Raw genomic sequence first — 14863 nt, 5'->3', positions numbered from 1 at the left:
ATTTTAACTGGTAATAGCACTATTATTTAAAATTAGGAATCCAATAACCAAAACGACTATAATGAAAAAAACATTTCTACTTGCGCTGTGCTTTTGCATTAGTGCATCGGTTTTTGCTCAAAAAATGAGTAAAGACAAAAATCTAATTATTTCTTCTGTAGAAAAACACAAAGAAGAACTTATTAAAATTAGTGATTCTATTTGGGCACTTGCTGAAACCGCTTTTGACGAAACTGAATCTTCAAGAATTTTAGCGGATTATGCTGAGAAAAATGGAATGACCGTAACAAGAGGTGTGGCGGATATACCAACAGCATTTACGGCAACTTACGGGTCTGGAAGTCCTGTAATCAGTATTTTAGGTGAATTCGATGCCTTACCGGGAATTTCTCAAAAAACATCTCCCGTTAAAGAGCCTTTTAAAGAAGGAGCTGCAGGTCATGGTTGTGGACACAACATGTTCGGTACAGCTAGTTTAGGCTCTGCAATTGCTATTAAAGAACTAATGGATGCTGGAAAAATAAAAGGAACTGTTAAGTTCTTAGGCACACCGGCAGAAGAAAAATATTTTGCAAAAGTATGGATGGTAAAAGCCGGACTTTGGGATGATGTTGATGTCAATGTAAGCTGGCACCCAGGCGCTGGTATAGAAGCCGATGTACAAAGTGGATTATCACTTATTGATTTTGTTGTTGAGTTTTATGGTCAAGCGGCACATGCTTCTATGGACCCTTGGAATGGTCGTAGCGCATCTGATGCATTAGAGTTATACACTACAGGAATCAACTATTACAGAGAGCATATTTTACCATCTTCTAGAATTCATTACCATATACAAGATGGCGGCCAAGTTGTAAATGTAGTGCCTGATTATGCAAAACTATGGGTTCGTGTTAGAGACCCTAAAAGATCGAAAATGCTACCTACTTACGAGCGTGTAAAAGCTATGGCAGAAGGTGCAGCAATTATGGCTAATGTAGATTACAAAATCTCTTTGGTTTCTGGTATCTACGAAACTTTGGTAAATCGTTCTGGCGGAGAAATCATGCAGAACAATCTAGAATTGTTAGGTCCCATCACCTATACCGAAGAAGAAACTGTTTTTGGTAAAGCAATTCAAAAAGCAACAGGTAAACCAGAAGTTGGTTTTGACGGAACGGTTCACCCATTAAGAGAAACTCTTGAAAACCCAGGTGGAGGATCAACAGATGTAGGTGATGTTAGTTGGAATGTACCAAACATTAATTTAAGTGTTTCAGTAGCTCCTACAGGAACACCTTGGCATTCATGGGCAGTTGTTGCCTGTGGCGGAATGTCTATAGGTCATAAAGGAATGATTCATGCATCTAAAGCTATGGGCATGACCATGCTTGATTTATTTCAAAATCCTAAATTGGTAACCAAAGTAAAAGAAGAATTCAAAACCAGAAAAGGTGATGAAGTTTATGAACCAATGATCGATGGTCCACCACCGTTAGATGGAGAATAAACATAATTAAAAGAAGCTATCTTAACGGGTAGCTTCTTCTATTTTATTAGTAACTTAAACTATATCAAATAAATGATTGGTATTAATATGTATTAATTTTAAATCGTTTACCTCAGATCAATCCTTAAGTTTTCAATACAATCATAACTCAGTAATACCAAAAGAAACAAATAAGTAAATAATTACTTTTAAAAATATTAATTACCAATTACAACTGACCAGAAAAAGAAAAGTCAGTTATCCTCAGAGCGGTAATAGTAATACGGTTATAATCGGATACACCCAGAAACAATTAGGTTGTAATTAACAATGCAGCTGATTAATTTTATGTAATTTGTTTCATATGAATAACGAAATAAAGCAAATTTTTCAATTGGGTTTTCCATGGCAAACACAAGATCCATTTTTATTCTGCGTATACCATTTAGACCATTATCCCAAGGGAAATGGAGAACTTGGACCTGCAGATTCTTTAGAAGGAAGAAATCTTGGAAATGATTTTCAAATAAAAGATGGTTATAGAATGTACCATGGATCTACAGTACCAGGATTCCCTGCACACCCACATCGTGGATTTGAAACTATTACCGTAGTAAACAAGGGGTTTTGTGATCACTCTGATTCATTGGGTGCAGCAGGTAGATTTGGAGAAGGAGATGTGCAATGGATGACTGCTGGCAGCGGAGTACAACATTCAGAAATGTTTCCGCTGATTCATACCGATAAAGAAAATACATTAGAGCTTTTTCAAATATGGTTGAATCTACCCGCTAAAAACAAATTTGCAAATCCACATTTTAAAATGCTTTGGCATGAAGATATTCCAGTATTAAAATTAGAGCAATCCACAGTAAAAATTATTGCTGGTAGGTTCGGTTCTGTACAAGCATTAGAACCTGCACCTAATTCATGGGCTTCAGAGACAGAGAATGATGTTGCTATTTGGAATATAAAAATTGAAACTAATGGCTCCATAACCCTACCAAAAGCTAATAAAGGTTCAACACGAACCATTTATATCTATGAAGGCGAGACCATAGAGGTTCTAGGTGAATCAATACCTCCAAATTATGGTATTGAAGTAGCGTCTACATCAGAAACAATAATTAAGGCAATTGGCAGAGAAGCCAGCATTCTTGTATTACAAGGTAAACCAATTAATGAACCTGTTGCCAAATACGGCCCGTTTGTTATGAATACCGATCAAGAATTGCAAAAAGCCATGGATGAATTCAGAACAACACAATTTGGTGGTTGGCCGTGGAGACACCCAGACCAAACACATGAAGTGGATAGAGAAAGATTTGCAAAATATCCTGACGGTACTATAATTGAAAAGTAAAATCAGATAGCTTTATAAAATAAAAGCTCCATAAAAGGTCAAACCTAATTATGGAGCTTTTTATATCATATGAATAAAGCTTATACCCTAACGATCTTAGCTCCTATTGCACGCAATCTTTCATCTATATTTTCATAACCACGATCTATCTGCTCAATATTATGAATAGTAGAAGTTCCTTTCGCGGATAACGCCGCAATTAACAAAGAAACACCCGCCCTAATATCTGGCGATGTCATTGTTGTCGCTTTTAAAGTAGACTGAAAATCATGACCTATAACTGTAGCCCTATGTGGATCACAAAGAATAACCTTTGCTCCCATATCCAATAATTTATCCACGAAGAACAAACGACTTTCAAACATTTTTTGATGAATTAAAACTTCACCTCTAGCTTGTGTTGCCACCACTAAAATGATACTCAACAAATCAGGAGTCAATCCTGGCCATGGTGCATCTGCTATAGTTAAAATAGAACCATCTATATAGTTTTGAATCTCGTAGCCATCTTTATGAGCAGGAATGTAGATATCATCACCTTTTCTTTCCAAGGTAATACCTAGTTTTTCAAATACGGTTGGTATTTGACCTAAATCGTTCCAACTAACATCTTTAATAGTCAATTCACTTTTAGTCATTGCTGCCAAACCGATCCAACTACCTATTTCTATCATGTCAGGTAACATACGGTGATCCGTACCTCCTAATTTCTCAACACCATCAATAACCAAAAGATTAGAACCAACACCAGATATTTTGGCACCCATTCTATTCAACATTTTACATAACTGCTGTAAATATGGTTCACAAGCCGCGTTGTAAATTGTTGTTTGTCCTTCTGCCAAGACTGCTGCCATAACAATGTTCGCAGTACCGGTTACAGAGGCTTCATCTAACAACATGTAAGTACCTTTCAATTTATCCGCTTCAACCCCGTAGAAATATTCCTCGCGGTTATAACGAAATTTGGCACCTAGCTTAATAAAACCTTCAAAGTGTGTATCTAAACGTCTACGACCTATTTTGTCACCACCAGGTTTAGGTATATAACCTTTACCAAAACGTGCTAACAACGGTCCAACTAACATAATAGAGCCTCTTAAGCCTCTACCATCTTGTTTAAACTGATCGGATTGTAAATATTCTAAATTAATGTCATCAGCCTTAAAAGTATAAGAGCCTTTGCCTTTCTTTTGAATTTTTACACCAAGATCCTCTAAAAGAGCTATTAGTTTATTTACATCAACAATATCCGGAATATTGTTGATTGTTACTTTTTCATCTGTAAGTAATACTGCGCAAAGTATTTGAAGTGCTTCGTTCTTTGCCCCTTGAGGTGTTATTTCACCAGATAACTGGTGCCCTCCTTCAATTTTGAATGTCCCCATCTAGAGAAGTGGAAATTTAATAGCGTTTTTTACCGCGGTTATTATTTCTTTGATTTTTCTTTCCCGAATTATTGGAACGAGGTGATTTTGCAACTCTGTTCTTAAGGAACTGTCCGCTATCCGTTAAGCTTTCGCCTTCAGCGGCTAAATCTATACGACCATCACTCAATTCGAATAAATGTTTGAAAATAGCTTTATCATCCACTACATCTTTATTCCAATTTAAGTAGCATTTTTTCATATGATTGGCAATTGCATATTCCAAACCAGAACGCTTATCACCTTTCTCCCACTCTACGGCAACATCAATCATACGTTTAATGTTGTTTCCATAAAAACGGTATTTTGGAAAATTTTGAGGATACTCTAAAGCATCAGGTCTTTTTCGTAACACCTCTTTTGAAGTAATAGGAAAAGGAGAGTCTACATCCAACTTAAAATCGGACATAATGAACAATTGATCCCATAATTTGTGCTGAAAATCAGGCACATCGCGTAAATGGGGCTGTATATTTCCCATAACACTTATAATTGCTTGCGCAACTTTATTTCTTTCTTCACGGTCTTCAATTGATATTGCATGGTTCACCATTTTTTGAAAATGACGACCGTACTCTGGTATAATCAAATGCTCACGCTCCGTATTATATTCTAGGTTTTCTACTAATTGCAAATTGAAAATTTTAGCTTAATGTGTTTGAGAAGTATTCTTATAACGATGCCAAATTAAGAAAATTATAGATGAAATGCTATTTTACAGGGATATTACGCCCTCTAATTTACCTACTTCTTTATATTTTTCTATAACCGCGTCTGGGCTTTTTAAGTTTACTGTTATTGAAACACTGGTATATTTACCATTTTTAGATTTTTTTAAATTAATAACCGCTCCCGTATTATCGAAAATGGTATTTATTTTATCAATTTTATCCGTTTCTGTTTCAACAATAAATTTATAAAGATAGTCAGAAGGCCACTTTGATGTTTCTGTTAATTGTTCGTGTAATTTTTTATAAAATTCTTCTGGGTTATTTTCGTCCATCTCTAGTATTTTATGCAAAGATAAGTGTAATGTACCAGTTTTTTAATACTGTTGATTATTGTACTTTTGCTTTTTTAAAATAAGAGTTTGAAAAGCAAGAGAATTGTTGTAACAGGTGGTCCGGGAACAGGCAAAACGGTATTAATTTCTTCACTTGAAGAAAATGGATATTATTGCTTTCATGAAGTAATTAGAACAATGACTTTAGATGCCTTGGGCGATGTTGCCTTAGATGATAAATTAGTGAACCCAATTGATTTTGTTGAAGATTCAAAAAGTTTTAATGATGAATTAATCAATGCTCGTTTACAACATTTCATTAATGGTAATAAAATAGAAAAAGATCATTTGTTCTATGATCGCGGCTTACCGGATGTACTTGCATACATGGACTATTTTGGTCAGTCATCTGAACAACATTATACTGATTTATGCCTAGAACACAGGTATGACGAAGTACTGATATTACCACCGTGGAAAGAAATCTATGTTCAAGACAACGAACGAATGGAAAATTTTGAACAAGCCTGCGGAATTCACGAAAAGCTCGAAAAAACGTATATTGACCTTGGCTACACACCAATAGAAGTTCCCTTTGGCACTATTGAAAATCGTATGCAGTTTGTAGTAGATTTTATAAATAAAGCGGGTGAGTAATACACCAAAAGAAATTTTATCTAAATATTGGGGTTTTGATAGCTTTAGAGGCTCTCAAGAAGAAATCATCAATGCCATATCTAACGGTCAAGATGTTTTAGGTTTGTTGCCCACAGGAGGCGGTAAATCGCTTTGTTTTCAGGTACCTGCATTAATGAAAGAAGGTATTTGTATCGTTATTTCTCCACTAATAGCACTAATTGAAAATCAGGTAGACAACCTTCAGAAACTAGGTATCAAAGCCATAGGTCTAAAAGGTGGACTCAAATTTACCGAGGTAGATAAGCTATTGGACAATTGTATCTACGGCAATTATAAATTCTTATATCTATCGCCAGAACGCTTACAGCAAGAATTGGTACAAGAACGTATTAAGGCAATGAACGTTTCTATGTTCGTTATAGATGAGGCGCATTGTATTTCTCAATGGGGTCACGATTTTAGACCAGCTTATTTAAGTTGTTCCATATTGCGAGAATTACACCCCACCCCACCCATGGTTGCATTAACGGCAACTGCAACAAAAAGAGTTAGCGATGATATCATTAAATCATTGGACCTTACCTATCCTTTTGTTGTTAAAGATTCTTTTTTTAGAAAAAATATAGGATTTGGAGTCCTATTGACCGAAGATAAAAATGGGCGTTTAAAACAATATTGCCAGCAAATAAAACACAGTGCTATTGTATATGTTAGAAGCAGAAGAAAGGCGGAAGAATTATCTAAATTCCTTGTAAATAATAATTTAAAGGCAACCTTCTATCACGGTGGTGTTGATCAGAAAATGAAAACTGAGCGACTAAATCTGTGGTTAGAAGATAAAATTCAAATCATGGTTGCCACAAATGCATTTGGTATGGGCATAGACAAACCAGATGTTGAATTGGTTGTTCATTTTCAAATACCAGATAGTTTAGAGAATTACTTTCAAGAAGCAGGTAGATCCGGTAGAAACGGAGACTTTGCAAAAGCAATTTTACTAACCAATACAACAGATAAGGTTTTAGTGAAAAAGCAATTCATTGAGATTCTACCAGATGTAGCTTATGTAAAAATGATATACAGAAAATTAAATACATTTTTTCAAATAGGATATGGAGAATTTACAGATGCAAAGTTTCATCTAAATTTCAATGAATTCTGTAGCATTTATAAACTAAACACATTTTTAACTTATAACGCATTACAACTACTAGATAGAAATTCAGTATTGTCATTATCTGAAAATTTCTCTAAAAAAATTACTATTAAATTTATTACGGATAAAGATACCTTGTATCGATATATTGACAGTAATTCTAAGCTTGCCGATTTCATGAAAGTAGTATTACGCACCTACGGCGGACTCTTTGAATTCGACACTCAAATAAACACCTATTTATTATCCAAGAAAACATCAATATCAGAATCATTGATTCATCAGAATTTTGAGGTATTAAAAAAGGATGAAATCATTGAATATACGAGTGTGTCAAGTGATTTAGAAATGCTGTTTTTAGTACCACGTGATGATGACCGTACCATAAACATGTTTGCAAAGAACATTGAAGAGCAAAATCAACTCAAAATTGAGAAAGTGACTAAGATGTTAAGCTACATTGAAAATAATACTGTTTGCAGAAGTATTCAATTATTAGAATATTTTGGAGAGATACAAGAAAAAGAATGCGGTATTTGCGATGTCTGTATGAGTCAAAAAGCAGGCAATACGGATATTGTACATGCTAAAATTAAAATCATTAAAATATTAAAAGAGGGCAAGGCAGATTCTCGCGAATTACAAAAACTCTTGAACATTGCTCAAGAAATACTTATTGTAGGTTTACAAGAACTATTAGAAGACAATTATATATCATTAAACGCAACAAACGAATACCAACTATTATAATATGAAAGCATTGAGAATTGTATTTATGGGAACGCCAGATTTTGCCGTGGGCATTTTAGACAAACTGGTAAAAGAAGAATATAATATAGTTGGCGTTATAACTGCACCAGATAGACCGGCAGGAAGAGGTAGAAAGTTAAATGAATCCGCGGTTAAGAAATATGCGGTTGAAAACGACCTTAATATTTTACAACCTACCAATCTAAAGGACCCCGAATTTTTAAGTAGCTTGAAGTCTTTAGATGCCAACCTACAAATAGTAGTTGCTTTTAGAATGCTGCCTAAGCTTGTTTGGGATATGCCAGAATACGGTACATTTAATTTACATGCATCTTTATTACCACAATATAGAGGAGCCGCGCCTATTAATTGGGCTATTATAAATGGTGAGACAAAAACAGGAGTGACTACATTCTTTATTGACGAGAAGATCGATACAGGTGCCATTATAATGCAAGACGAAGCCATTATAGAAAAAACAGATAATGCAGAGGACTTACATGACAAGTTAATGCATTTAGGTGCAGCCACCGTTGTAAAAACCGTAGCTCGTATTCAAGAAGGAAATTTTGAGACAACAAAACAACCAGATTCAGATGATTTAAAAGATGCCCACAAACTTTTTAAAGAAACGTGCGAAATAGATTGGAACAAACCTGCAGAAGATATTTACAACTTTATAAGAGGTTTAAGTCCGTACCCAGCAGCATGGACAACTTTAACAAACGGAGACCAAGCGATAACTACCAAGATATACAAGGCACATATAGAAGTCGAAGAACATGACTCACCAACGGGAACTCTGCTTTTTACTAAAAAAGAGATGAAAGTTGCCGTGCAAGGTGGCTACCTAAATCTCGATGAAATACAACTTCAAGGCAAGAAAAGGATGTTGGTAAGAGATTTATTGAACGGCCTTAATTTGGAGAAAAATGCAAAAATGGGGTGAGACCCCGTGTTTGTTGGGCTGCGAGAAACGTAAAAAAAAACCTACTTTATCAACAAACACGCTGAGTTATCAACAAAATAGGGGATTTCCGCCCGTTTTACTTGTGTTGCTCAGAAATCCATATAAATTTGTTAGTAGGTATAAATTATTTAATCACAATTAATTATCACATTATGAACAAAACAGAATTGATCGATGCAATGGCAGCTGACGCTGGCATCACAAAAGCTGCGGCTAAAAAGTCATTGGAATCTTTCTTGGGAAATGTTGAAAATTCTCTTAAAAAAGGAGATAGAATTTCTTTAGTAGGTTTCGGTTCTTGGAGCGTATCTAAAAGAAATGCAAGAGAAGGTAGAAATCCATCAACTGGAAAAACTATCCAAATCGCTGCTAAAAATGTAGTTAAGTTTAAAGCAGGTGCTGATTTAGGTAAAGCTGTAAACTAATTTTACACTGATAAATTTATTAAAAGCGCCTTAATTGGCGCTTTTTTTATTTCTATGTTTTTGCGTTTAGACAGATTTGTCTTACTTTAGGTATATAATCATAGTAAATATATGATCGCATTAAAGCCAACCAAAGGAAAATTACTTGTTGCCGAGCCGTCTTTAACAGGAGATGTTTCTTTCAACAGGTCCGTTGTATTGTTAGCAGAACATAGCAATGAAGGTTCTGTTGGTTTTATTCTAAATAAACCTTTAGAATACCAAATAAACGAGCTTGTAACTGAAATTGAAATCCCTTTTCAAGTATATAACGGTGGTCCTGTAGAACAAGACAATCTTTATTTTATCCATAAAGTGCCTCACCTGATAGATAATAGCGTAGAAATATCTGATGGTATTTATTGGGGTGGTGATTTTGAAACAACCGTAGAACTAATTAATAGAGAGATTATTTCTGAAGATGATATAAGGTTCTTTTTAGGTTATTCGGGCTGGTCTTCATTACAATTAGATGAAGAATTGACCTCTAAATCATGGATTGTTGTTGAAAATGAACATGAAAGCAGAATCATACAAAAAGCCGCAAAAGCAATTTGGAAAGAAAATATGATTCAATTAGGCGGTGATTACCTTCTTTGGTCAAACGCTCCAGAAAACCCTAGTTTAAACTAAACACTTTTAGTTAAAGACATTCTTGTCGCTGCATTTAATTTACCGATCAGGCTTTTTGCTATTGTATTAACAAACTTTTTCTTTCTATATTTTGTTACGGAAATTATACCATCAATATTATTTACAATGAATAATTCATCTGCTTTTTGAAGTTCAAAAGGCGAAATACTATCTTCCAAAAACTCAAAATCATTTAGTTTAGATACCATCTCAATAAGCTTTTTTCTTAATATGCTATTTATGCAACCATCTGTTACAGGGGCAGTTTTAATTTGATTGCCCTTAACTACAAATAAATTGCCATTTAGAGCCTCTATAACCTGCTTTCTCTCATTAAGCAATAAACAATCTTGATAATCATTTTCTTGAGCGTAAATAGCTCCTACGACGTTCAATACTTTGTTATTAGAATCTAGATTAGAGAGCATACTAGAATTCTTATAGAAATCCTTAAAAAGCTCCACTTCGTAATCATCCTGATTTAAAATAAAAAAAGGATTGGCTAATGTTTTACTAGTAATAAAATAAGAAATGCTATTATCAGAAATAGAAAAGTCATCTAAGCTATTTCTAAAAACGGTGAATTTTATTTGTTTGGCTTCTTTTAAATCGTTCTCAGAGATGCATTTTAGAATCTCTTCTTCCATAAATTCCATTGTAAAATTCATAGGAATCTCCATTCGCAAAATTCTCATGGAAGACATTAATCGTAAATAATGATCCTCTAAAAAAATGATGTCACCGTTTAGAACGCGTAATTCTTCAAAAACGGCATCACCAAGCTGTACTCCCCTATTCTTTTCGTTTAAAAAAGAAGTGTTATCCTCTAGAAGTTCGCCATTAAAATTGAACATAAAAAAAGCCTTAAAAAATTAAGGCTCAAAGATACTGTAAATAAGGCTATTTTTAAGATGATCCTAACACCTGTTTTAAATCTGACACTTGGTTGGTCCAAAGCATTTTAGACTCATCAATTTCGTCATCCTCTGCGAAGTCAGTTATAAACAATGAAACATCTTTCGTTATTTCATCAACAATTATTTTCATTTCAAAAAAGCTATCATCTTCTGCTTCATCCCAAGCAAAACGTACAAACTCGTCTGTTTTTCTTTTCAACAATTTAGCTTCTTCTTCAGCTCCGTCCCAAATAAATGTAAACTTTTCACCTCTTGAGTTCACGTTATCCGCAAACCACTCTGACAGTCCAGATGGGGTTGCAAGGTATTGATATAACATCTGTGGTGAAGACTGAATTACAAACTCTATTTCAAATTTTATTTTATCGCTCATGTTCATGCTACTTTAATACGGGCAATATATATATTTCTAAATGATAAAAAAATAAATGACCCGTATTATTTTTTTAATCAACTTTTGTTGAAGAACAAATAAATTACCACTATATTTGCAGCCGTTTAAAAATAATATGGCGAGGTAGCTCAGTTGGTTAGAGCGTCGGATTCATAACCCGGAGGTCGGGGGATCGTGCCCCCCTCTCGCTACAGAATAAAAGGCACATTATAAACGGTTTAACGAAAGTTAGACCGTTTTTTTTATGTTCAAAATTCACACATAATTACATTAGAACACAAAAGTAAACACGGTTTGTTTACTTAAAAAGCTTTAATTCCTTAGTTGCTTACACAACTAAAGAGTTTTAAACTTATAAATTATAGTAACAATCCTTACTAGAAATACAGTACTTCATTTTTTTAATTCCTACAATTTAATATATCAACTTAAAAAATATCGAATAGAAGCTATTCAGGAAAGTATTATAATTATTAACCTTTACAGAAAAAATTAATTGATTTTAATATTTGAATTCATATTTCTCAGAATACTAACTACACTCTTAACAGCTAAAAAACTTGTTTTTGGATTAGCAGGACTTGGTTTATTCTCCGTTCGCGTATAAATCTTGCCAAAATCACCCTCACACGTTATCTCGTGCATATTATTGGTAGTGTTAGGGTCTGCAACTATTTCAATTTTTAAATCTTCACATTTGGATGCAAAATAAATACTTGCAGCAACATTAATATTTTTAGGAAATTGTTTTACGGCTTCACTTACTTCACCTTCCCAAATAGTCTGAGGCATTTTTATCGATGATAATTCGATATTTGAGGTTTCAAAAAATGGAGCTCCCTCTAAACTTTTAGGATGCTTTGTTGTCTTTATCTTAATTGAAGTAATTTCATCATTAACAGCTTTTATAGCATCTAGACCTGCAATTGCTCCTACCGGTAAAATAAAATCACATTTTTTGAACTTATCTAATGTTGCTTTGTTTTGATACAATCCGCCCGTACTGATAATAATAATTTTTTTATCGATACGGTTTATTTCGTCAAATTTCAACAGTTGCGTTACAACCTCCTTTGTAGCACATTCAATAATAATGTCTACATCATTGATCAGATCAGAAGTAATTTCTTTTTTAAATACTACAGGTTGATTTGCAAAATCGCTATTCTCTTTATCAATTTGTGTTCTAGTTATAATATATTTTAACTCATAACTAGACTCATTAACAACCCATTTCGCAAGATATTTACCAATATTTCCAAAACCTATTATAGCTATTTTCATTCTGTAGATGTTATTATTTTAAGTAAAAGTTAATTAAGAGTACGATCATGATTTCATAGTTTACATTTAAACTACATTTTAAGTCACCATTCGGAAACCGACTAAAATATTCAATGTTAAACAGTTGTGCTTAAATCCCAAACCAACGGAAGTACAATATAAACTACTACTGTAAGTATTAAAATAGAGATAATATTTAGCCAGAATCCTTTTTTGACCATATCCTGCATTTCAAGATAACCTGAGCCAAAAACAACTGCATTTGGCGGCGTAGCCACAGGTAACATAAAAGCACAGGATGCAGCTAATGTTGCAGCGATCATTAAATAGTAAGGATGAACTCCTAGTACTGGTGCCAATGACACTAGAACAGGCAGTAGAATTGCTGTAGTAGCTATATTAGAAGTTATTTCTGTTAAGAAATTCACTATCGTAATCAATATTAACAATAACAAAAAGAAAGGTAAGACCTGTAAGGCAGATAGTTTATTTCCAATCCATAGTGCCAATCCGCTACTGTCAAATCCTAAGGCCAATGTTAAGCCTCCTCCAAATAGTAATAAAATACCCCAAGGTAATTTAACCGCATCCTCCCATTCCATCAATTTTTTGCCTTTTTGACGCGTAGGTATTAAGAATAGAACAATTACCGTACAGATGGCAATTATGGTATCGTCCATAGCCGGAATAAAACGTTGAATTAGAAACGAACGTGCTATCCATGCAAAACCCGTAGCTGCAAAAACAACCAGCACCAGTTTTTCTTCATAGCCTAATTTACCAAGTTCTTTAAGTCTTAACGCTATTTCTTTACGACCACCCGGAAATTCTTTTTGTTTAAATGTAAAAGCGAATCTCGTTAAGTAGTACCAACATAAAAACAACAGCAGTATGGCAATAGGAAAACCTAAAACAAACCATTCTGAAAATGTAATCTCTTTACCAAAGGTTGATTGCACTACTCCTGCTAAAACCAAATTTGTTGGTGTCCCAATTAATGTAGCTATACCGCCAATAGATGCGCTATATGCAATTGCCAACATTAATGCTTTTCCAAAAATTTTATTTTCATTTTTCTCTGTTTCAGGGTTATCGTTTAGTTGATAAACTATAGCCATTGCAATGGGTAAAATAATTACAGCAGCTGCTGTATTGGAAATCCACATGCTTAAAAAGGCTGTTGCAAGCATAAATCCAAGAATAATATTGATGACATTGGTACCAATAAGATTAATAATTGTCAATGCTATTCTTTTATGTAAGTTCCATTTTTCAATAGCAATGGCAAGAATAAACCCTCCCATATATAAAAAGATATATTTATGACCGTAGGACATAGCGGTTTCAGACAAACTCAATCCTCCTGTTAGCGGAAACAAAATTAAAGGTAGTAATGCGGTAACATAAATAGGAATAGCCTCTGTTATCCACCAAATAGCCACCCAAGCTACAGATGCTAAAACGGCATTAGCAGTCTCAGAAAGGTCATCTGGCTTAAAAAAGAAAAGAATGTAAAAGAAAACCAATGGTCCTAAAACCCTACCTATATTTTGTTTCGAAAATTGCATAGTTATTTTTTTAAGATAAAGTCGACCCCTGCCATAGAATGAATTTTAGTTGTGTCAAATATTGGAGTGTCTAAATCATCTTGAAATATCATTAAAGGAAACTCCGTACAACCCAAAACCACTCCCTCTGCACCTTCTTCAACTGAGTTCTGTATTACGTTCAACACATATGCTTTTGAAGATTCAACGATGTTACCATAGGTAAGTTCTTCAATAATAATTCTATGAAGTTCGTCTATCACTTCTTGCTCTTGTGGAACCAAAACATCGATGCCATTATCCTCTATTCTTTTGGTTATAAAGTTTTCTTGCATACTATACTTAGTTCCCAAAAAGAGTACTTTTTTCAACTCTTGTTTATGAATGGCAGTAGCAGTGGCATCTGCAATATGTATAACAGGAATGTCTAATTTTTCTTGAACGGCATCATATACTTTATGTGGTGTATTGGCACAAAATAGAACAGATTCTGCTCCTGCTTTGTTAAGATTTAAACCGGCATTAACTAACATATGTGCTATAGAGTCCCATTTATTTTCCACTTGAAATCGATGTACTTCAGCTTGGTTCAAGGTATACACCAATAAAGGCGGATTTGTATTATTACCAAAATGCTTATTTACAGTTTTATTTATAGCACTATAATACTCTATCGTTGAATGCCAAGAAGTACCTCCTATTAGACCTAATACATTCATTTCTGAGTTGTTTTTAATTGGTATTTCAGATTGAGCATTTTTATTATTTTCAACTTTAGCATCATTACAGCACACCAACAATAAGGCAATTGAGAAGTAGAAATATTTTTTCATAGAGATTTTTTTATA

Annotated in this window: 15 protein-coding genes and 1 tRNA gene; 8 read left to right on the top strand and 8 right to left on the bottom strand. The window is 34.1% G+C overall.

Annotated elements, in window-relative coordinates; genetic code table 11:
- Positions 1-61: 61 nt before the first annotated feature.
- Together UH1x_RS17935 and UH1x_RS17930 are read left to right on the top strand one after the other, a co-directional pair.
- Positions 62-1489 carry an amidohydrolase gene (locus UH1x_RS17935; RefSeq protein WP_036154093.1) on the top strand — a complete coding sequence of 476 codons (1428 nt, stop codon included), beginning with the start codon at positions 62-64 and terminating at the stop codon, positions 1487-1489.
- A gap of 343 nt (positions 1490-1832) precedes the next feature.
- Positions 1833-2831 carry a pirin family protein gene (locus UH1x_RS17930; protein ID WP_482623322.1) on the top strand — a complete coding sequence of 333 codons (999 nt, stop codon included), beginning with the start codon at positions 1833-1835 and terminating at the stop codon, positions 2829-2831.
- A gap of 80 nt (positions 2832-2911) precedes the next feature.
- Here the strand turns inward: UH1x_RS17930 and murA are convergent, their stop codons facing one another.
- From murA to UH1x_RS17915, 3 genes are all read right to left on the bottom strand, one after another.
- On the bottom strand, positions 2912-4219 hold the full coding sequence (murA, locus tag UH1x_RS17925) for a UDP-N-acetylglucosamine 1-carboxyvinyltransferase (RefSeq protein ID WP_036154089.1): 1308 nt from the start codon (positions 4217-4219) through the stop codon (positions 2912-2914).
- A 16-nt stretch (positions 4220-4235) separates the two neighbouring features.
- Positions 4236-4892, bottom strand: coding sequence for a DUF4290 domain-containing protein (locus UH1x_RS17920; RefSeq protein WP_036154087.1), 657 nt, complete (start codon positions 4890-4892; stop codon positions 4236-4238).
- An 81-nt stretch (positions 4893-4973) separates the two neighbouring features.
- A complete protein-coding gene (locus UH1x_RS17915; protein ID WP_482623321.1) occupies positions 4974-5261 on the bottom strand; it encodes a DUF493 family protein in 288 nt (95 codons plus the stop codon).
- An 87-nt stretch (positions 5262-5348) separates the two neighbouring features.
- Here UH1x_RS17915 and UH1x_RS17910 point away from each other — a divergent pair, with 87 nt between their 5' ends.
- The 5 genes from UH1x_RS17910 (at position 5349) to UH1x_RS17890 (ending at position 9873) form a co-directional block, all read left to right on the top strand.
- Entirely contained in the window at positions 5349-5918 is a 570-nt protein-coding gene (locus UH1x_RS17910; protein ID WP_482623320.1) for an AAA family ATPase, read from the top strand.
- Positions 5911-7806, top strand: a complete 1896-nt coding sequence (locus tag UH1x_RS17905) for a RecQ family ATP-dependent DNA helicase (protein ID WP_482623319.1) — start codon at positions 5911-5913, stop codon at positions 7804-7806. Before UH1x_RS17910 ends, UH1x_RS17905 begins: the two co-directional genes overlap by 8 nt.
- Before the next feature lies 1 nt (position 7807).
- Positions 7808-8755, top strand: coding sequence for a methionyl-tRNA formyltransferase (fmt, locus tag UH1x_RS17900; protein WP_482623318.1), 948 nt, complete (start codon positions 7808-7810; stop codon positions 8753-8755).
- A 173-nt stretch (positions 8756-8928) separates the two neighbouring features.
- Positions 8929-9201, top strand: coding sequence for an HU family DNA-binding protein (locus UH1x_RS17895; RefSeq protein ID WP_027066835.1), 273 nt, complete (start codon positions 8929-8931; stop codon positions 9199-9201).
- Between the two features lie 111 nt (positions 9202-9312).
- Positions 9313-9873, top strand: coding sequence for a YqgE/AlgH family protein (locus UH1x_RS17890; protein ID WP_036154077.1), 561 nt, complete (start codon positions 9313-9315; stop codon positions 9871-9873).
- Here the strand turns inward: UH1x_RS17890 and UH1x_RS17885 are convergent.
- Together UH1x_RS17885 and UH1x_RS17880 are read right to left on the bottom strand one after the other, a co-directional pair.
- Positions 9870-10727, bottom strand: a complete 858-nt coding sequence (locus UH1x_RS17885; RefSeq protein ID WP_482623317.1) for an aminotransferase class IV — start codon at positions 10725-10727, stop codon at positions 9870-9872. The genes UH1x_RS17890 and UH1x_RS17885 overlap by 4 nt on opposite strands.
- Before the next feature lie 52 nt (positions 10728-10779).
- Positions 10780-11163 (bottom strand): START-like domain-containing protein, encoded by a 384-nt coding sequence (locus UH1x_RS17880; protein ID WP_036154073.1) that lies wholly within the window; start codon positions 11161-11163, stop codon positions 10780-10782.
- A gap of 138 nt (positions 11164-11301) precedes the next feature.
- Between UH1x_RS17880 and UH1x_RS17875 the strand changes: the two genes are divergently transcribed.
- A tRNA-Met gene (locus tag UH1x_RS17875) sits at positions 11302-11375 on the top strand.
- 301 nt (positions 11376-11676) lie between these two features.
- On the opposite strand, the gene UH1x_RS17870 is transcribed toward UH1x_RS17875, so the two are convergent.
- From UH1x_RS17870 to UH1x_RS17860, 3 genes are all read right to left on the bottom strand, one after another.
- Positions 11677-12468 (bottom strand): aspartate dehydrogenase domain-containing protein, encoded by a 792-nt coding sequence (locus UH1x_RS17870; protein ID WP_482623316.1) that lies wholly within the window; start codon positions 12466-12468, stop codon positions 11677-11679.
- A gap of 116 nt (positions 12469-12584) precedes the next feature.
- Complete coding sequence (locus tag UH1x_RS17865; RefSeq protein ID WP_482623315.1) at positions 12585-14036, bottom strand: SLC13 family permease; 1452 nt, start codon at positions 14034-14036, stop codon at positions 12585-12587.
- 2 nt (positions 14037-14038) lie between these two features.
- A complete protein-coding gene (locus UH1x_RS17860) occupies positions 14039-14848 on the bottom strand; it encodes an aspartate/glutamate racemase family protein (protein ID WP_482623314.1) in 810 nt (269 codons plus the stop codon).
- Positions 14849-14863 lie beyond the last annotated feature (15 nt).

This window comes from Maribacter sp. UH1, from assembly GCF_056839145.1.
This window is presented reverse-complemented; position numbering and strand designations above follow the sequence as displayed.